Consider the following 18,368-nt stretch of genomic DNA (forward strand, 5'->3'; position numbering starts at 1 on the left):
GAGCCGCCGGCGGTGGTACCGGCCGCGCTCCGCGATGGAATCGCGGGGGTGGACGCCACCATCCCCGTGGACGTGCTCGGCGCGCCGCGGCCGCGATGGACCCTCACCTGGCTCGAGGGCAAGCCCATCGCCGAGCTGGCCACGGGCGTTCTCGTCGAGCTCGACGAGAACGGTGAGGCCGTCGTCCGTCACGCCCCGGACGACGATTTCGCCTGAGGCCGGACGCTTACGGAAGCATTCCGAGCGCGCCTCGAGACCGCTCGATGCCTCGTCGGGTGTCGTAGTGGATCGCGGCCTCGGCCGCACAGGCGCGCACAGCCTGCACGCGCCGTGTGACGCGGGCGGCGACATGGGCGGCAAGCACCTCGGAGACACGCAGGAGCGTGCGATCGAAAGCCGTTGATCCCGCCAGGTGCGAGGTCTGGCCGAGCGCGGTCATGAGGATTCCTCGAGCGTGGCGAGGGGAAACAGATCGGCCCGAATCGAGACGGGCCGCACCCGTTCGCCCTTCTGGTCGCGATGACGGTCGACGGTCTCGTCGATGATCGCCATGATGCGGCCGGAGAGCTCCTCGAGCTGTTCCGGGGTGAGGCGCGCGGTCGCCGTCGAGACCATCGCCCCTTTCGACCAGTCATCCTCTTCTGCTTCCTCGGAGCGCATCACGAAGTCGAGGAGGCGATCTTGGCGGTGGCGGAAGAACTCGCTCATGACCAGCTGGGTCGCCGAGCGCTCGGACGGCGTCCGGGCACCGGCCGGTCTGGTGAAGGAGACCCCGCCGACCGGCCGCTCCCACCAGCGTTCGCGGCCGCTTCCCCGATCGGCACACTCCTGGATCAGTGCATGTCTCGCCAGCGCGCGCAGATGGTAGCTGGTCGAGCCGCTGGATTCCCCGAGGTGCTCGGCGAGGGTGCTCGCGGTCTGCGGACCGTACTGACTCAAGATGTCGTAGATGCGCACACGCAGGGGGTGCGCGAGCGCGCGAAGCGCGCCGGCGTCCAGCACGCGATCGGCGGCATGGCGCGTCGCCGCCTGACCCGCGGCGTCGTTCTGCTGGTCGTCCATGGTGCGAGCATAGAACTGCAAAGACTTCTTTGCAAGCGTGTCTTTGCAAAGAACGTTCTGTGACCGCCCTGCCTCGGCATAGGCTGAGGGCATGCTCGACGCGAACCCCCTCCTCTCCCCCTCACCCCTGGCGTACGGACTTCCCGATTACGCCCGGATCCGACCCGAGCACTATCTGCCCGCATTCGAGACCGCCTTCGCACGTCACCGCGACGAGGTGGACCGCATCGCGACCTCTCCCGAGCCGGCCACCTTCGAGAACACGATCCTCGCCCTCGAAGAGTCAGGCTGGATGCTCGAAGACGTCGCTCACGCGTTCTACACCGTCTCCTCGGCGGACGCGACGGAGAAGATCCAGCAGATCGATGAACAGCTCGCTCCGCTCATGGCGGCACACGAAGACGCGATCCGGCTGGATGCGCGCCTGTTCGTCCGGGTGAAGGACCTCTTCGATCGGCTCGACGACCTCGATCTCGACGCCGAACAGCGCTACCTCGTGCAGCGTCACCATCGCGAGATGGCGCACGCCGGAGCGGGTCTCGACCCCCAGGAGAAGCAGACCCTTTCCGACCTGAACCGGCGGCTGTCGATACTGACGACCGCGTTCGAGAAGAACCTCCTCGCCGATACCAACGAACTCGCCGTCGTCTTCGACGACGTCGCAGACCTCGACGGTCTCACCGAGGGCGAGATCTCCGCCGCGGCGGCAGCTGCCGAACAGCGCGGGCTGACGAGCTCCTACGTCGTCGCGCTACCCTTGTTCACCGGGCATCCCTACCTGTCATCGCTCACCGACAGGCACAGCCGCGAGCGCATCATGTCGGCCTCGCGCTCGCGCGGCAGCCGCGGCGGCACGCACGATAACCGCGGCGTGCTCTTGGACATCGTGCGACTGCGCGCGGAGCGAGCGGCACTGCTGGGCTACCCTTCCCACGCCGCCTACGTCACCGCCGACCAGACCGCAGGTTCGCCGGAAGCCGTCGCGCAGATGCTGCGTCGCCTGGCCGCTCCGGCCGCAAGGAACGCCGCGCGAGAGCACGGGGAGCTGCAGCAGATCGCGTCAGGAGCACCGGCGCCGCACCTGGTCGAGGCGCATGACTGGGCCTTCTACACCGAGAAGGTCCGCGCCGACCGGTACGAGCTCGATCGCTCGGCTCTGCGGCCGTGGTTCGAAGCCGAACGAGTGCTGCACGACGGCGTCTTCCGGGCCGCCGGCGAACTGTACGGGCTGACCTTCACCCCACGCACCGACCTTGTCGCCTACCACCCGGAGGCCCGCGTCTTCGAGGTGTTCGATGCCGACGGTTCGCCTCTGGGGCTGTACATCCTCGACCTCTACACGCGCGATAGCAAACGGGGCGGCGCCTGGATGAACCCGATCGTGTCGCAGTCCGCCCTGCGCGGAACAGCCCCGGTCGTGGTGAACAACCTGAACGTGTCCAAGCCGTCGGCCGGGAGCCCGACTCTGCTGACGCTCGATGAGGTCACGACGCTCTTTCACGAGTTCGGCCACGCCCTCCATGGCCTGCTGGCCAGAGTCACGTATCCGCACTTCGCGGGCACCAACGTCTTCCGCGACTTCGTCGAGTTTCCGAGTCAGGTCAACGAGATGTGGATCTATTGGCCGGAGGTCCTCGCGTCGTACGCGCGCCACATCGACACGGACGAGCCTCTCCCGGCCGACGTCGTCGAGCGCCTGCACGCCTCCGAGGCGTTCAACCAGGGCTTCGCCACCAGCGAGTATCTCGCGGCCGCATGGCTCGATCAGGCGTGGCACTCACTCGATGCAGCGGCTGCGGCCGAGGAGATCGATGTCGCGGCCTTCGAAGCCGCGGCCCTTCGGGAGATCGAGTTGGACCACCCCGCGGTCCCCACGCGATACTCGTCCGCCTATTTCGCGCACGTATTCTCCGGCGGCTACAGCGCCGGCTACTACTCGTACATCTGGAGCGAGGTCCTCGACGCCGACACCGTCGAGTGGTTCCGGGAGAATGGCGGCCTGTCCCGTGCGAACGGAGACCGCTTCCGAGTGCGGCTGCTCGGCGTGGGCGGTTCGAAGGATCCACTGGAGGCGTATCGCCACTTCCGCGGCCGTGACGCCGAGATCCGCCCTCTCTTGGAGCGCCGCGGACTCACGGACTGACCAGAAAGAGCCCCCGCCGTGCACCACGCGCGGGGGCTCCTCTGACATCAGGCGCTCTTGCGCTTCTCGCGCATGACCAGGGTCGGCGTCGCACCCTTCTCCACGGCATCGCGGGTGACGATCACCTTCTCCACGTTGTCGGCAGAGGGGATCTCGAACATGATCGGACCCAGCACGTCCTCGAGGATCGCACGCAGGCCCCGCGCGCCCGTCTTGCGCTCCACGGCGAGGTCCGCAATCGCCTCGAGCGACGAACGGTCGAACTCGAGTGCGACGCCATCGAGCTCGAACATGCGCTCATACTGCTTCACCAACGCGTTCTTCGGCCCGGTCAGGATCTCCATGAGGGCTTCGCGGTCCAACGGCGAGACGGCCGCCACGACCGGCAGGCGACCGATGAACTCCGGGATCAGTCCGAACTTGTGAAGGTCCTCCGGACGCACTTCGGAGAAAAGATTGAGGTCGTCGCCCTTGGTGTGAAGCGGAGCGCCGAACCCGACGCCGTGCTTGCCCACCCTCGACGAGATGATGTCTTCGAGACCCGCGAAAGCACCGGCGACGATGAACAAGACGTTCGTCGTGTCGATCTGGATGAACTCCTGATGGGGATGCTTGCGGCCGCCCTGCGGCGGCACGGACGCGACGGTCCCTTCGAGGATCTTCAGCAGCGCCTGCTGCACGCCCTCGCCCGATACGTCTCGGGTGATGGAAGGGTTCTCGGCCTTCCGGGCGACCTTGTCGACCTCGTCGATGTAGATGATGCCCGTTTCGGCGCGCTTCGTGTCGAAGTCCGCCGCCTGAAGCAGCTTCAAGAGAATATTCTCGACGTCTTCTCCGACGTACCCGGCCTCGGTGAGGGCGGTGGCGTCCGCGACGGCGAAAGGCACGTTCAAGCGCTTGGCGAGCGTCTGCGCCAAATACGTCTTTCCGCAGCCGGTGGGCCCCAGGAGCAGGATGTTGCTCTTCGCGATCTCGACTTCTTCGGCACGCTGTTCGGCCGACTGGATCGTGCCGTGCGCACGCACACGCTTGTAGTGGTTGTAGACCGCCACCGAGAGGGCTCGCTTGGCGTCGTCTTGCCCGACCACGTACTCCTCGAGGAACGCGAAGATCTCGCGCGGCTTGGGCAGATCGAAATCCGCCACCTCGTCCGACGAGGACTCGGCCATGCGCTCTTCGATGATCTCGTTGCACAGCTCGACGCATTCATCGCAGATGTAGACGCCGGGTCCGGCGATGAGCTGCTGCACCTGCTTCTGGCTCTTGCCGCAGAAGGAGCACTTGAACAGGTCGGCGCTCTCTCCGATGCGTGCCATCCGGCTCCTCCTCAAACAGCGGGTCTGCCCCGGGTGTCCTTCGAGCCTAACCTCTCCCTGAGACATCGGTGGGAATTGCGAGCACGGAATGTCCCGATCCGACGACCGACGACGGCGCCCCGCCTCCCGGAGGAGACGGGGCGCCGACGATGCTGCGCGTCAGGACGTGATCGCGGCGGGGGTGCGCTTGCGCGTGGTGAGGACCTGATCGACGACGCCGTACTCCAACGCCTCCGAGGCGGAGAGGATCTTGTCGCGGTCGATGTCCTTGTTCACCTGCTCCGCCGTGCGGTTGGTGTGCCTGGCCATGGTCTCTTCGAGCCAGGTGCGCATACGGAGGATCTCCGCAGCCTGGATCTCGATGTCCGAGGCCTGCCCGTGTCCTGCCTCGCCGACGGCCGGCTGGTGCATGAGGATGCGGGCGTTGGGCAACGCGAGACGCTTCCCGGGCGCACCGGCGGCAAGCAGCACCGACGCGGCCGAGGCGGCCTGGCCGAGCACCACGGTCTGGATCTCCGGCGAGACATACTGCATCGTGTCGTAGATCGCCGTCATCGCGGTGAACGAGCCGCCGGGCGAGTTGATGTACATGATGATGTCGCGGTCGGGGTCCTGGCTCTCGAGGACGAGCAGCTGGGCCATGACATCGTCCGCCGACGCGTCATCGACCTGCACGCCGAGGAAGATCACGCGATCCTCGAACAGCTTGTTGTACGGATCCTGCCGCTTGTAGCCGTAGGCGGTGCGCTCCTCGAATTGCGGGAGCACATAGCGGCTGCCGGGCATCGGCACGCCGGCGGGGGCGGGAACACCGTGGGTGGGGGTGTACATGTGCGCTTCTCTCTCTTTCGCCTGCGGACTCAGCTCGCGGTGCCGCCGCCGCCGGAGACGTCGGCGGCGTGCTCGCGGATGTGGTCGACGAAGCCGTACTCCAGCGCCTCGGCGGCCGTGAACCACCGGTCGCGATCACCGTCGGCGTTGACCTGCTCGACGCTCTTGCCCGTCTGCGAAGCGGTGATCTCCGCAAGACGCTTCTTCATGTCGAGGATCAGCTGCGCCTGCGTCTGGATGTCGCTGGCCGTCCCGCCGAAGCCGCCGTGCGGCTGGTGGAGCAGGACGCGGGCGTTCGGCGTGATGTAGCGCTTGCCCTTCGTGCCGCTGGTGAGCAGCAGCTGGCCCATCGAGGCCGCCATGCCGATGCCGACGGTGACGATGTCGTTCGGCACGAACTGCATCGTGTCGTAGATCGCCATTCCGGCGGTGATCGACCCACCGGGCGAGTTGATGTAGAGGTAGATGTCCTTCTCGGGGTCCTCCGCGGCGAGCAGGAGGATCTTCGCGCAGATCTCGTTCGCGTTCTCGTCGCGCACCTCCGACCCGAGCCAGATGATGCGGTCTCTCAGCAGCTTGTCGAAGACGCTCGTCGCGACAAGGGGTTCAGCGGCCATGTGTGCTCCTGATTCCTTGGGTCTGAAACGAATCTACCGGCGCTCGTCCGAGGGACCGGTCGTGTTCGCCGTGGGCAGATCGATGGCGTGGCGGGACGACGAAGGGGCGGATACCGCAGCATCCGCCCCTCCCTCACCCGAAGGCGATCACTTCTTGTCGTCGACGTCCTCAGCCTCAGCCTCAGCGGCCTCTTCGACGATCTCCTCGGCTTCCTCGACGACCTCTTCCTCGGCGGCCTCTTCGTCCTCGACGGCGATGAAGCCGGTGAGGTCGACGGCATTGCCGGCGGTGTCGACGACGGTGACCTTGCCGAGCGCCACCGCGAGCGCCTTGTTGCGGGCGACCTCGGCCACGATGGCCGGCAGCTGGTTCTGCTGCTGGAGGGCCTGCACGAACTCCTGCGGAGCCATGCCGTACTGCGCCGCCGACTGGACCAGGTACTGCGTCAGTTCCTCCTGGGACACCTGGACCTCAGCCTGCTCGGCGATCGCATCCAGCAGCATCTGCGTCCGGAACTGCTTCTCGCTCGCCTCGGTCACCTCGGCGCGGTGCTCGTCGTCCTCGAGGCGGCTCTCCTGTTCGAGGTGGGCGTGGACCTCGTCCTCGATGAGCTGCGGCGGGACGGCGATCTCGACCTGCTCGAGAAGCTGCTCGACGAGCTTGTCGCGCGCCGCCGACCCCTGCGTGAACACCGACTGCTGCGAGACACGCTCGACCAGGCTCTCGCGCAACTCGGCGATGGTGTCGAACTCGCTCGCGATCTGGGCGAAGTCGTCATCGGCATCGGGGAGCTCGCGCTCCTTGACGGCCTTGACCGACACCGCGACCTCGGCCTCCTGGCCGGCGTGGTCGCCCCCGACGAGCGTGGAACGGAACGTCGTGTCCTCACCGGCGGTGAGGGAGTCGATGGCCTCATCGATGCCCTCGAGCAGTTCGCCGGAACCGACCTCGTACGACACGCCCTCGGCGCGGTCGATCTCGGCGCCGTCGATGGTCGCGACGAGGTCGAGCTCGACGAAGTCGCCCTTCGCGGCGGGCCGCTCGACGGTCACGAGGGTGCCGAAGCGCGAGCGCAGCTTGTCCAGCTCCTCCTCGACCGCGGCCTCGTCGACCTCGACGGCGTCGACCTCGATCGTGAGCCCCTCATAGGCCGGAAGGTCGAACTCCGGACGGACGTCGACCTCGACGGCCACCTGCAGGTCGCCGGAGAAGTCCTTCTCGTTCGGCCACTCCAGCACGTCGGCGCTGGGACGCCCGAGCACGCGCACGCCCTCGGCTTCCACCGCCTGGCGGTAGAACGCGTCGAGTCCGTCACTCACGGCCTGCTCGAGCACCGGTCCGCGACCGATGCGCTGGTCGATGATCGGGGCGGGGACCTTGCCCTTGCGGAAGCCGGGGATCTGCACGTCCTTCGCGATCACGTCGTACGCGCGCTCGATGCTCGGCTTCAGCTCGTCGGGGGTGACCGTGATGTGCAGCTTCACCCGGGTGGGGGTCAGCTTCTCGACGGTGCTCGTGACCATGCCTGTTCGTTCTCCTCGGTGTCGACCGCGCTGACAGCGCGGCGGTTGACTCTTGGTCGGTGGATGTCGGGGCGACAGGATTTGAACCTGCGGCCTCCCGCTCCCAAAGCGGGCGCTCTACCAAGCTGAGCTACGCCCCGGATGGGTGCGCGCACGCGAACGTGCAGCGATCGGCCCCGTGAAGTCTAACCGACATGACAACCCGCCGCCTGCGCGTGGTCGGGACGACGACCGATGTCGTCTACACTGGTGACGCTGCGGTTCGCCGCTGCGGGGATGTAGCTCAATGGTAGAGCCTCAGTCTTCCAAACTGATGGTGCGGGTTCGATTCCCGTCATCCCCTCCATATCGTTCTGAGTCCGATGTTCACCCCGCCTGCGCCACGCGGTGCGCCTGGACATGAGCCCGATACGTATCGGCGTTACGACGGATCGCGGCACGCTCCTCCTCCGTCAGCTCGCGACGTACTTTGGCCGGCACCCCCGCGACGAGGGAATTGGGCGGGACCACCATGTCCTCCAGCACCACTGCGCCGCCGGCGACCAGGGAACCCGAGCCGATCTGTGCGCCGGAGAGCACGACGCTGCCCATCCCGATGAGCGTGCCGTCACCGATCGTGCACCCATGCACGACGGCGTTGTGGCCGACGGAGACGTTCTCACCGAGGACCACCGGCCGCCCGGCGTCGACGTGAACCGACACATTGTCCTGGAGATTGCTGCCTGCCCCGATCGTGATGGGGGCACTGTCGGCGCGGAGGACGGCGTTGTACCAGACGCTCGATTCCGCTCCCAGGGTCACCGCGCCGATGACGCGCGCCCCCGCGGCCACGAAGGCCGAGTCGTCGACGACGGGCCGTGCGCCCGAGACGGTCAGAACCGAGGAATCCGCAGAGATCATGTGGCGAGGCTACCGGTCGGCGTTCCGGCAGGTATGGATAGCCTCAGGAAAGCAAGCCCAGCCTGGGCTTGCTTGCGGAATACCGCGGGCTGAGTAGCGTTGTTCCCAAGAGGGCGAAGAGCCGGCGGACCGCCGGGAACCGCCCGAATGGAGGCGACACGATGACGAACATGCAGACCACCCCGACCACCGCCGCGGACCCGACCGTCGCAGCCGGCACGGCACAGTTCCTGACCCCCGTGGTGCTGGGCATGCAAGCGCTCGCGGTGAACGGCAAGCAGGCCCACTGGAACGTGCGCGGCGCCAACTTCATCGCCATCCACGAGCTCCTCGACTCGGTCGTCGAGCACGCGCAGGCCGGTGCCGACGAAGCCGCGGAGCGCATCGTCGCTCTCGGGCTGCCCGTCGACGCACGTCTGGGCACCATCGCGGACAAGACCGCCGCGACGGCCGTCCCGGCGGGGTTCACCCAGTGGCAGGACATCGTCCGCGCCGTGATCGCCGACATGGACTCGGTGATCGCCGACCTGCAGACCGCGATCGACGGGCTCGACGAGGTCGACCTGACCAGCCAGGACATCGCGATCGGCCTCAAGCAGTCCATCGAGAAGGACCGCTGGTTCCTCGTCGCGCACGTCGCCGAGTGAGGCGGGCCACCGCACACACCGAAGCCCCCGGGTCCAGCCCGGGGGCTTCGGTGTGTCTCACGCCAGGTGGGTGAGACGACCGGATAGCAGAGTGGCCGACACGACGGTGGCGCGCATCTCCCACTCGTCCGCCGTCAGCGGATCCCGGTCGCACAGTGCCAGGTCGGCCACCGCACCTGGGGCCAGCGACGAAGCGGACGTGGACCCGCCGCGGGTGGACGCAGCCAAGGCCGTGGCCGCATCCACCCGCTGGTCCGGCTGCCACGGATCGCGCCCGTCACGGCTGCGATGGACCGCCGACGCCATCGCGGCCCACGGATCGAGCCGCGCGACCGGTGCATCGGAGCCGAACCGCAGATTGGCGCCGGCGTCGGCCAAAGAGCGCAGCGGATAGGCCAGCGCGGTCTGGCCGCGCCACATGGCATCGGTCATGTCACGGTCATCGAGCGCATGCTCGGGCTGGACGCTCGCGGCGACACCCAGCCGTGCGAAGCGGGCGAGATCGCGGTGGGCGACGAGCTGGGCGTGTTCGATGGTGCCGGTCGCGCCCGTGACGGCGAAGGCGTCGAGTGCGGCAGTGTTGGCGACGTCGCCGATCGCATGGATGGCGCAGGTGATCCCGGCGCCGGTGGCGCGCGCCATCAGGTCCCGAACCGTGTCGAGGGGGTAGTTGAGCACACCGGTGTTCCCGGGCTCCCCCGTGTAGTGGTGCGAGCACGCCGCGGTACGAGTACCGAGCGAACCGTCGGTGATGATCTTCAGCGGGCCCATCCGGATCAGACCGCCCTCCCCCGCCACGGGATCGCCGGATCGCAGACCCGCCTCCATCGCCCGCTGAAGGTGCTCGGGGTAGACCCCGAAGTCGACGCGGAGGGTGTCGAATCCGCTCGCTGCGCGCCTCTCCCACGCCGAGGCGTTCCACGCCATGTCGAGGTCGATGATCCCGACGACCCCCCGGGACGCCGCATCCGCCGCCATGGCCTGCACGGCGGCGTCGCCCACGGCGGGGTCGACATCGTTCAGGCGCCGAGAGACCTCGAAAGCGGGCTCTTCGCGCACGACACCCGTCTCGTCCGCGGCCATCGCCTCGCGTTCGAAGGCGGCCGAGTTCATCCAGACACTGTGGACATCGGAGTTGATGAGGTACGTGGGAACCGCGCCGGTCGCCGCATCCAGCAGGCTCAGCGACGGCGCATCGGCCCACAGTCCGTCACGGAACCCGGTTCCCACTCGTCGGCCGTCCGAGAGCACCGGCGCCCACGCCATGATCTCCGCAGCGTGGGCCGCGGACTCCGCGATGTCGAGGTTCTGACGCTGCGCCACGAGGGACCACTGCATCACATGCACGTGATGGTCCCACAGCCCCGGAACGACGAAGGCTCCGTCGGCGTCGAGGACCTCGCCTCGCGGTCGCAACGCGCCCGTCGGCGCGATATCGACGATCCGACCTCCGGAGAGGAAGAGATCCACGGGGCCGGCCGGTGCGAGATGCGCACCCGGTCCGGTCAGCCTGCCGCCGACGACCGTGTCGACACGCGATCCCGGGCCGATCACAGCTCTCCCCGTACGGCGGCGATGCGGACGGTCGTCCGCAATGGGTTCTGACGCACCCCGCCAGCCTAGGGCGCCGCGACGGTCAGGCCTGACAACGGGGGCACCAGTAGAGCTTGCGTCCCGCCGCCTCCTCCATCACGATGTCGGTCCCGCAGACGCGGCAGGGCAGACCCGCGCGATGATAGACCCAGTGACGATCGTCGCGGCTGGCCATCGCCCGACGGAATTGTTCCGGGTCGAGATCGTCCATGGTCATCATCTGCCCGGTCTCGACTCCGATCGCGAGCAGCCGAGTCCAGTCGTGCCAGAGACCGCGCACGGTCTGCTCCGGAACGTCCTGCCCCGGCGTGTGCGGGTTCAGCCGGGCACGGAACAACATCTCCGCGCGGTAGACGTTGCCGATCCCGGAGACGACGGATTGGTCCATCAGCAGCAGGCCGATCGACGTGCGCTTGCGCCGCACGACGGAGGTGAACCGTTCCTCCCCCGCCGCCGGGTCGTCGACCAACGGGTCGGGTCCGAGCTTGGCGACGGTCACCGCCATCTCGTCACCGGTCTGCAGCGCGCACGCGGTCGGACCGCGCAGGTCGGCACACACCGCGTCGGTGAGCAGCCGGAGCCGCACCTGGCCGACCACCGGCGGCGGCCACTGGTCGTCGTCCTCACCGAGGCCGGTGGTCTGCTCCGACATGCGCACGTGCACCCGGGTCCTCCGCGGTGCTCCGATGGAGGAGAGCGAGTTCTCCCCCGCCTCGTCGTAGACCGCTTCTGCCAGGTGGGTGCCGCGCTGGTTCGTCTGCCCCATGCGACCGTTCGCCGAGGCGATCGTCGAATCGACCACGATGTCGCCGGCGAAGTCCCATGCGCCGTACATGCCGAGGTGCACACGCAGCCACAGGTCGTCGTCGAATCCCAGGAACATCTGCTTGCCGACGGCCCGCACCTCCCGCGGCACCCGCCCGTCGAGCACGGATGCGCCCTCGGCGAAGCGGCCCTGCGGACTGGACGCCGCCACACGGTTGCCGACGATGTTCCGGGCGAACTGCCGTGCGATGCGGTGGACGGAGTGCCCCTCCGGCATCAGCCGGCTTCGGGGTCGAAGGAGCTGTCGTCGGCGGCGAGGACGTCGGGGCTCTGCGCCGTCGACCGGGGGTCCGGCAGGAGCGACCCGTCGCTCTCGAACGACGCGATCTGCCCGATCCGGCGCACGTGACGGTCATCGTGGGAGAACGGTGTCGCCACGAAGCGGTCGATGAAGGCGACGGCCTCATCGAACGTATGCTGACGGGCCCCGATCGCGATCACATTCGCGTCGTTGTGCTCGCGGGCCAACTCGGCCGTCGCGATGCTCCACACCAACGCAGCGCGGATCCCGACGACCTTGTTCGCAGCGATCTGCTCGCCGTTGCCCGATCCGCCGAAGACGACGCCGAGGGCGGGAACACCCCGAGCCTGATCGGCGACGACGGCCTGCGCGGCGCGGATGCAGAAGGCGGGGTAGTCGTCGACCGGGTCGTACTCGAGAGGACCGTGATCGATCACCTGATGCCCGTGAGCGGCGAGGTGGTGCTGCAGCTGCGTGGAGAACTCCAGACCGGCGTGATCGGTGGCGATGTGGATGCGCATGCCGCCCATCCTATTGACGCCGATCACGGCGCGATGCCCGCAGCGGCGGGCTTGAAGCCGGCGCGGATGTTCTCACAGCATCCCGGTCGGCAGACGTCGTACCAGGGTCCGAGAGCGGTCGCGTGCGGGCGCTCCGCCTTCGTCGTACCGGCCAGCCGCTCCTCCACGAGGTCGACCAGTCCACTCACGTAGGCCGGGTCGACACCGGGCGTCTGCGAGCGGACGGCGCGCAGGCCCGCCTGCTCGGCGGCCTCCATCGCCTCCGTGTCGAGATCCCAGAGGACCTCCATGTGATCGCTGACGAATCCGAGTGGAACGATGACGACGGCCTCGGCACCCCGCGAGGGCAGGTCCTCGATCACGTCGCAGACATCGGGTTCGAGCCAGGGCTGCGTGGGCGGGCCCGATCGGGACTGGTACACGAGCTCCCACGGCACGCCGTCGGCGCCGGGCACCGCCGCGGCGACGGCGCCCATGACCACTTCGGCGACGGCGAGGTGCTGGGCGGCGTATGCGCCCCCGTCACCGAAGTCCCGATCGCGCGGTCCGGAGCGCTGGGCATCCGCCGTCGGGATGCTGTGGGTGGAGAACAGGACGTGGACCTTGGCGGGGTCGATCGCATCATCCACCACGAACCCCCGGACCGCCTCCTCGACGCCGTCGATGAAGGGCTGCACGAAACCGGGGTGGTCGAAGAACTGACGGATCTTGTCGATGGTGACCTGTCCGCCCAAGCCCGTATCGGTGAGCACACGCGCGAAGTCCTCACGGTACTGCCGGCAGCTCGAAAAAGAGCTGTAGGCGCTCGTGGCCAGGGCGAGCAGCGTGGTGTCGCCCGCGTCGGCGGCCTCCTGGACGGCGTCCTCGAGGTACGGCGCCCAGTTGCGATTGCCCCAGTAGACGGGCAGATCGATGCCGCGTCTGGCCAGCTCGTCCTCGAGAGCGGCCTTCAGTGCGCGGTTCTGCGCGTTGATGGGGCTGACGCCCCCGAAGTGGCGGTAGTGGTGTGCGACCTCCTCCAGCCGCTCATCCGGTATGCCACGCCCACGGGTGACGTTCCTCAGGAACGGGATGACATCATCCTGCCCTTCGGGTCCGCCGAATCCCGCGAGGAGCAAGCCGTCATAGGCGACCGGGACCTCGACGTGCGCAGGACCGGGCGCGGCGCAGGAGGAGGCGAAGGGGACTGGCTCAGTCGCCGCCGGTTCGTCCGGGGCGGGTGTCGAGGTGCTCACCGCTCCATTTTCGCACCGCCCGACGCCGCGGGATCCGCGTGTCGGTCTGGCGTAGGGTAGGAGGGTTGTCGCCGGCGCCAGCAGCGCCGGTCCGCGACATGAACCCAAACCCCGGGAGTAGACGCAGTGCCAGGAGAGAACCTCACCCGCCTCGAAGCGCAGGAGCGCCGCGCGGTCGTCGACACGCAGTCGTACGAGATCACGCTCGACCTCAACAAGGGCGCCGAGATCTTCGGCTCCCGCACGGTCGTCCGGTTCACCGCGACGGAGGGCGCCTCGACATTCATCGACCTCATCGCCCGCGACGTCCGCGAGATCACCCTCAACGGCCGCACCGTCGAGCCGTCGCTCGCTTTCGCCGACTCGCGCATCGCCCTGGACGGCCTGGCGTCGTCGAACGAGCTCGTCATCGACGCCGACTGCCTGTACACCAACACCGGGGAGGGTCTGCACCGGTTCGTCGACCCTGTCGACGGCGAGGTATACCTCTATTCGCAGTTCGAGGTACCCGACTCCCGACGTGTGTTCGCCGTCTTCGAGCAACCCGACCTGAAAGCGACATTCCAGTTCACCGTTTCGGCACCGGCGGAGTGGAAGGTCATCTCCAACTCCCCCACCCCCGCGCCGGAGCCGACCGCCGACGGCGTGGCGACCTGGACCTTCGAACCCACGCCGCGCATCTCGTCCTACATCACCGCGCTGGTCGCCGGCCCCTACGAAGCCACCTACTCCGAGCTGACCAGCGCATCCGGCCGCGTGATCCCCCTCGGCGTCTTCGCCCGGAAGAGCTTGTGGAAGTACCTGGACGCGGACTACGTGTTCGAGAAGACGCGTGAAGGATTCGCGTACTACGAGGACAAGTTCGACTACCCGTATCCGTTCGCCAAATACGACCAGATGTTCGTGCCGGAGTTCAACGCCGGCGCGATGGAGAACGCCGGAGCGGTCACCTTCACCGAGACGTACGTCTTCCGCAGCAAGGTCACCGATGCCGTGCGGGAACGCCGCGTGGTCACCATCCTCCACGAGCTGGCGCACATGTGGTTCGGCGACCTCGTCACCATGAAGTGGTGGAACGACCTCTGGCTGAATGAGTCGTTCGCCGAATGGGCCTCGACGATCGCCACCGCCGAGGCCACCGAGTGGACGGCCGCATGGACGACCTTCAACGCGATGGAGAAGACCTGGGCCTACCGACAGGATCAACTCCCCTCGACGCACCCCGTGGTCGCCGAGATCAACGACCTCGAAGACGTCCAGGTCAACTTCGACGGCATCACCTATGCCAAGGGCGGATCCGTCCTCAAGCAGCTCGCTGCCTGGGTGGGGGTCGAAGCCTTCTTCGCCGGTGTGGCGGCGTACTTCAAGAAGCACGAGTTCGGAAACACCGAGCTCACCGATCTGCTCGTCGAGCTCGAGGCCACGAGCGGACGCGAACTGACCGGCTGGTCGAAGAAGTGGCTCGAAACGGCCGGCGTCAACACGCTCTCACCGGCGATCACCGAGGGTCCCGACGGGAAGATCACCCGCTTCGCCGTGGTGCAGACCGCGCCCGCCGACTACCCCACCATCCGTCCGCACCGCCTCGGGATCGGTTTCTACACCCTCGAGGGTGACGCGCTCGTGCGCACCCGACACGTCGAACTCGACGTCGACGGCGACCTCACCGAGGTGCCGGACCTCGTCGGCGAACAGCGCCCGGACCTCGTGCTGCTCAACGACGACGACCTCGCCTACGCGAAGATCCGACTCGACGACCGGTCGCTGCAGACGGCGGTGGACCATCTGTCCCGGATCAGCGACCCGCTCGCGCGCTCCCTCGTCTGGGGCGCCGCGTGGGACCAGACCCGCGACGCCGAAGCGTCGGCGAGCGACTACGTCGACCTCGTTCTGCGCAACATCGGCAGCGAGACGGAGTCCACCACCGTGCGCACCACGCTGGCCCAGCTGCAGCTCGCCGCGGGCGCGTACGTCGCCCCGGAGAAGCGCGAGATCACCCGCATCAAGGTCGCCGACGCGCTGTGGGAACTCGCCCAGGAGGCGCCGGCCGGCAGCGACAGTCAGCTGCAGTTCGTGACCTCGTTCGCGGCCGCCGCGGCGACGCCCTCGCAGTGGTCGAACGTCCGGGCGCTGCGCGACGGAGAGACGGTACTCGACGGCCTCGAGATCGACACCGACCTGTCGTGGCAACTCCTGGTCTCCCTCGCAGCCGGTGGCGTCATCGACGTTCCCGACATCGAGAAGGCCCTCGCGCAGGACAACACCGCCAAGGGCGGCGAGTTCGCCGCCCAGGCCAAGGCGGCCCTGCCCACGCCGGAAGCCAAGCAGGCCGCCTGGGCGTCACTGGTGGAGCGCGACGACCTCCCCAACACCATCGTCCGCTTCGCGGCCATGGGGTTCGTCAACCCCTCCGGGATCGAGCTTCTTCGAGGCTTCATCGAGCCGTATTTCGCGATGCTCGACACCGTGTGGTCCAGCCGCACCTACAAGATCGCCGAGTACCTCATCACGGGGCTGTATCCGAGCGTCCTGGCCTCGACGGAGCTGCGCGATGCGACCCGTGCCTGGCTGGAGGCGAACGCCGACGCACCCGCGGCCCTGCGCCGGATGGTCTACGAGAATCTCGCCGGCGTCGAGCGTGCCCTGGCCGTTCAGGAGCGCGACGCGCAGTGACCTCGACCGACGCCCCGGCGCCCGCACTCCGCGGCGCGTGCCGGGGCGTCGTATCGTGAGGACCGTCGAGGAGAAGGACGGATGACCGAGCAGACACCGGTGAGTTTCTACGACGAGGTCGGCGGACACGAGACGTTCGCGCGCCTCGTCGAGGTGTTCTACGACGGCGTCGCCGGGGACGAGGTCCTCGCCCCGATGTACCCCGACGAGGACCTCGGGCCTGCGAAGGAACGGCTTCTGATGTTCCTCGAGCAGTACTGGGGCGGCCCCACGACGTACGGGGAACGCCGAGGACATCCCCGCCTGCGGATGCGCCACCGTCCGTTCCACGTCAATCCGGACGCGCGGGACCGGTGGCTCGCCCACATGCGCACCGCAGTGGACGCCCTCGACCTGTCACCGTTGCACGAGCAGACCCTGTGGGACTACCTCGAGCGAGCCGCCCACGCGATGGTGAACACTTTCGAGCCCACCGGCATCGGCACCGCCGCGGACGGGCGCGATCGTGGCAGTCTGTCTGTGACTGTCCGGGACGACGCCCGCCCCTGACGCACCTCGAGACGAAGGAGTCCCGATGACCGTCCGCGTACACACCGATGTCCTCGTGATCGGATGGGGATTGGCGGGTCTGGTGGCGGCGACGGAGGCGATCGCCGCCGGACGCCACGTGACCGTGATCGACCAGGAGCCGCGAACGAATCTCGGCGGACAGGCCTGGTGGTCCTTCGGTGGCCTGTTCTTCGTCGATTCGCCGGAGCAGCGCCGCATGGGCATCCGCGACTCGCCCGAGCTGGCCCGCCAGGACTGGTTCGGTACGGCCGGATTCGACCGGTCCGACGACGTGTGGCCCCGCCGCTGGGCAGACGCATACCTCGACTTCGCCCACCATGAGAAGCGAGCATGGCTCCGCGCGAAGGGCGTCGGCTTCTTCCCCGTCGTCGGCTGGGCCGAGCGCGGTGGCTACGGTGCGACGGGACCGGGCAACTCCGTTCCCCGATTCCACATCGCGTGGGGCACCGGACCCGCACTGGTCGCCCCCTTCCAGTCCGCTCTCGAGCAGGCGGAAGCCGTCGGCCGCGCCGTCGTGCTTCCTCGACACCGCGTGACGGAGCTGATCGTCGACAGCAAGACGGTCACCGGCGCCGCCGGTGAGGTCCTCGCTCCCTCGGGTGCCCCCCGAGGTGCGGTCAGCTCCCGCGAGATCGTCGGCGACTTCCGCATCGAGGCCGGCGCCACCATCGTCGCCTCAGGCGGGATCGGCGGCAACCACGACCTCGTCCGTCGGCATTGGCCCGAACGGCTGGGCACCGCCCCTGCGAGCATGGTCACCGGCGTCCCGGCGTACGTCGACGGATCCCTGCAGGCGGTCAGTGAAGATGCGGGGGCGCGCCTGATCAATCGCGACCGCATGTGGCACTACGTGGAGGGCCTTCGGAACTGGAATCCGATCTGGCCCGGGCACGGGATCCGCATCCTGCCCGGTCCGTCTTCCCTGTGGCTGGATGCGACGGGACGCCGACTTCCGGTTCCGCTCTACCCGGGGTTCGACACGCTGGGCACCCTTGCGCACCTGCGCACAACCGGTCACGACCACTCGTGGTTCCTCCTGTCGCAACGCATCGTGGAGAAGGAGTTCACCCTCTCCGGCAGCGAGCAGAATCCCGATCTCACCGGGAAGGACCCGTTGCTGCTCCTGCGGTCCCGGCTGGGCGGAGGCGCCAGCGGGCCGGTGCAGGACTTCCTCGACCACGGTGAGGACTTCGTGGTGCGCGACGACCTCGACGCGCTCATCCGGGCCATGCGGGATCTTCCCGGGGGCGGGGTGCTGGATGCCGAGCTCGTGCGGAGCGAGGTCGAAGCACGGGACCGCGAAGTCGGGAACCGCTTCACGAAGGATGCGCAGATCGCCATGCTGCGTGCGGCGCGGGCCTACCGCGGCGACCGGCTCATCCGCACCGCCGCACCCCACCGTCTCCTCGACTCCGCCGCGGGGCCGCTCATCGCCGTGAAGCTGCACGTCCTGACGCGCAAGTCACTCGGCGGCATCGAGACGGATCTGTCGGCGCGGGCGCTCGGCGGAGACGGCGCGCCCGTTCCCGGACTGTACGCAGCCGGCGAGGCGAGCGGCTTCGGCGGCGGCGGCGTCCATGGCTATCGCGCCCTGGAGGGCACCTTCGTCGGGGGGTGCCTGTTCAGCGGACGTGCCGCCGGTCGGGCCGCCGCCGAGGCGGTGTGACACC

The 18,368-nt window shown here is 68.3% G+C and carries 17 protein-coding genes and 2 tRNA genes; 7 read left to right on the forward strand and 12 right to left on the reverse strand.

Translation table 11 applies throughout. The features are described from left to right. Positions 1 to 48 precede the first annotated feature (48 nt). Positions 49 to 216 (forward strand): hypothetical protein, encoded by a 168-nt coding sequence (locus RZO50_RS10170; protein WP_322599625.1) that lies wholly within the window; start codon positions 49 to 51, stop codon positions 214 to 216. Positions 217 to 226: 10 nt separating this feature from the next. Here RZO50_RS10170 and RZO50_RS10175 read toward each other — a convergent pair whose 3' ends face one another. Continuing rightward, complete coding sequence (locus RZO50_RS10175) at positions 227 to 439, reverse strand: hypothetical protein (RefSeq protein ID WP_322599626.1); 213 nt, start codon at positions 437 to 439, stop codon at positions 227 to 229. Beyond that, entirely contained in the window at positions 436 to 1,062 is a 627-nt protein-coding gene (locus RZO50_RS10180) for a helix-turn-helix domain-containing protein (protein ID WP_322599627.1), read from the reverse strand. Before RZO50_RS10180 ends, RZO50_RS10175 begins: the two co-directional genes overlap by 4 nt. A gap of 91 nt (positions 1,063 to 1,153) precedes the next feature. On the opposite strand from RZO50_RS10180, the gene RZO50_RS10185 reads away from it, so the two are divergent. After that, positions 1,154 to 3,205, forward strand: a complete 2,052-nt coding sequence (locus RZO50_RS10185; RefSeq protein WP_322599628.1) for a M3 family metallopeptidase — start codon at positions 1,154 to 1,156, stop codon at positions 3,203 to 3,205. A gap of 47 nt (positions 3,206 to 3,252) precedes the next feature. Here RZO50_RS10185 and clpX read toward each other — a convergent pair whose 3' ends face one another. The 5 genes from clpX to RZO50_RS10210 form a co-directional block, all read right to left on the reverse strand. Beyond that, positions 3,253 to 4,521 (reverse strand): ATP-dependent Clp protease ATP-binding subunit ClpX, encoded by a 1,269-nt coding sequence (gene clpX / locus RZO50_RS10190; RefSeq protein WP_322599629.1) that lies wholly within the window; start codon positions 4,519 to 4,521, stop codon positions 3,253 to 3,255. Between the two features lie 159 nt (positions 4,522 to 4,680). Beyond that, positions 4,681 to 5,352 (reverse strand): ATP-dependent Clp protease proteolytic subunit, encoded by a 672-nt coding sequence (locus RZO50_RS10195; protein ID WP_322599630.1) that lies wholly within the window; start codon positions 5,350 to 5,352, stop codon positions 4,681 to 4,683. Positions 5,353 to 5,381: 29 nt separating this feature from the next. Further along, the gene (locus RZO50_RS10200; RefSeq protein WP_071043308.1) at positions 5,382 to 5,969 is read right to left on the reverse strand and encodes an ATP-dependent Clp protease proteolytic subunit; all 588 of its coding nucleotides are present in this window, start codon (positions 5,967 to 5,969) and stop codon (positions 5,382 to 5,384) included. Between the two features lie 147 nt (positions 5,970 to 6,116). Further along, positions 6,117 to 7,493 (reverse strand): trigger factor, encoded by a 1,377-nt coding sequence (gene tig / locus RZO50_RS10205; protein WP_322599631.1) that lies wholly within the window; start codon positions 7,491 to 7,493, stop codon positions 6,117 to 6,119. Positions 7,494 to 7,559: 66 nt separating this feature from the next. After that, a tRNA-Pro gene (locus RZO50_RS10210) sits at positions 7,560 to 7,633 on the reverse strand. 132 nt (positions 7,634 to 7,765) lie between these two features. Here RZO50_RS10210 and RZO50_RS10215 point away from each other — a divergent pair. Continuing rightward, positions 7,766 to 7,839: transfer RNA gene (locus RZO50_RS10215), tRNA-Gly, on the forward strand. 20 nt (positions 7,840 to 7,859) lie between these two features. On the opposite strand, the gene RZO50_RS10220 is transcribed toward RZO50_RS10215, so the two are convergent. Continuing rightward, positions 7,860 to 8,393, reverse strand: a complete 534-nt coding sequence (locus RZO50_RS10220; RefSeq protein WP_322599632.1) for a gamma carbonic anhydrase family protein — start codon at positions 8,391 to 8,393, stop codon at positions 7,860 to 7,862. 161 nt (positions 8,394 to 8,554) lie between these two features. Between RZO50_RS10220 and RZO50_RS10225 the strand changes: the two genes are divergently transcribed. Further along, on the forward strand, positions 8,555 to 9,040 hold the full coding sequence (locus RZO50_RS10225; protein ID WP_322599633.1) for a Dps family protein: 486 nt from the start codon (positions 8,555 to 8,557) through the stop codon (positions 9,038 to 9,040). Positions 9,041 to 9,097: 57 nt separating this feature from the next. On the opposite strand, the gene RZO50_RS10230 is transcribed toward RZO50_RS10225, so the two are convergent. The 4 genes from RZO50_RS10230 to RZO50_RS10245 form a co-directional block, all read right to left on the reverse strand. Further along, a complete protein-coding gene (locus tag RZO50_RS10230) occupies positions 9,098 to 10,594 on the reverse strand; it encodes an amidohydrolase (RefSeq protein WP_416211591.1) in 1,497 nt (498 codons plus the stop codon). 82 nt (positions 10,595 to 10,676) lie between these two features. Continuing rightward, positions 10,677 to 11,675: an Fpg/Nei family DNA glycosylase gene (locus RZO50_RS10235; RefSeq protein WP_322599634.1), complete on the reverse strand. Its 999-nt coding sequence runs from the start codon at positions 11,673 to 11,675 to the stop codon at positions 10,677 to 10,679. After that, positions 11,675 to 12,220, reverse strand: coding sequence for a ribose-5-phosphate isomerase (locus RZO50_RS10240; protein WP_322599635.1), 546 nt, complete (start codon positions 12,218 to 12,220; stop codon positions 11,675 to 11,677). The genes RZO50_RS10235 and RZO50_RS10240 overlap by 1 nt, the downstream gene beginning before the upstream one ends. A 23-nt stretch (positions 12,221 to 12,243) precedes the next feature. Continuing rightward, positions 12,244 to 13,455 (reverse strand): ferrochelatase, encoded by a 1,212-nt coding sequence (locus RZO50_RS10245; protein WP_322599636.1) that lies wholly within the window; start codon positions 13,453 to 13,455, stop codon positions 12,244 to 12,246. Between the two features lie 126 nt (positions 13,456 to 13,581). Between RZO50_RS10245 and pepN the strand changes: the two genes are divergently transcribed. From pepN to RZO50_RS10260, 3 genes are all read left to right on the forward strand, one after another. Then, a complete protein-coding gene (gene pepN, locus RZO50_RS10250; RefSeq protein WP_322599637.1) occupies positions 13,582 to 16,128 on the forward strand; it encodes an aminopeptidase N in 2,547 nt (848 codons plus the stop codon). Between the two features lie 81 nt (positions 16,129 to 16,209). Continuing rightward, complete coding sequence (locus RZO50_RS10255) at positions 16,210 to 16,677, forward strand: globin (protein ID WP_322599638.1); 468 nt, start codon at positions 16,210 to 16,212, stop codon at positions 16,675 to 16,677. Between the two features lie 25 nt (positions 16,678 to 16,702). After that, the gene (locus RZO50_RS10260; RefSeq protein WP_322599639.1) at positions 16,703 to 18,364 is read left to right on the forward strand and encodes an FAD-binding dehydrogenase; all 1,662 of its coding nucleotides are present in this window, start codon (positions 16,703 to 16,705) and stop codon (positions 18,362 to 18,364) included. Positions 18,365 to 18,368: the final 4 nt, after the last annotated feature.

Source organism: Microbacterium xanthum (assembly GCF_034531355.1).
In the GTDB taxonomy this organism is placed as follows: domain Bacteria; phylum Actinomycetota; class Actinomycetes; order Actinomycetales; family Microbacteriaceae; genus Microbacterium; species Microbacterium xanthum.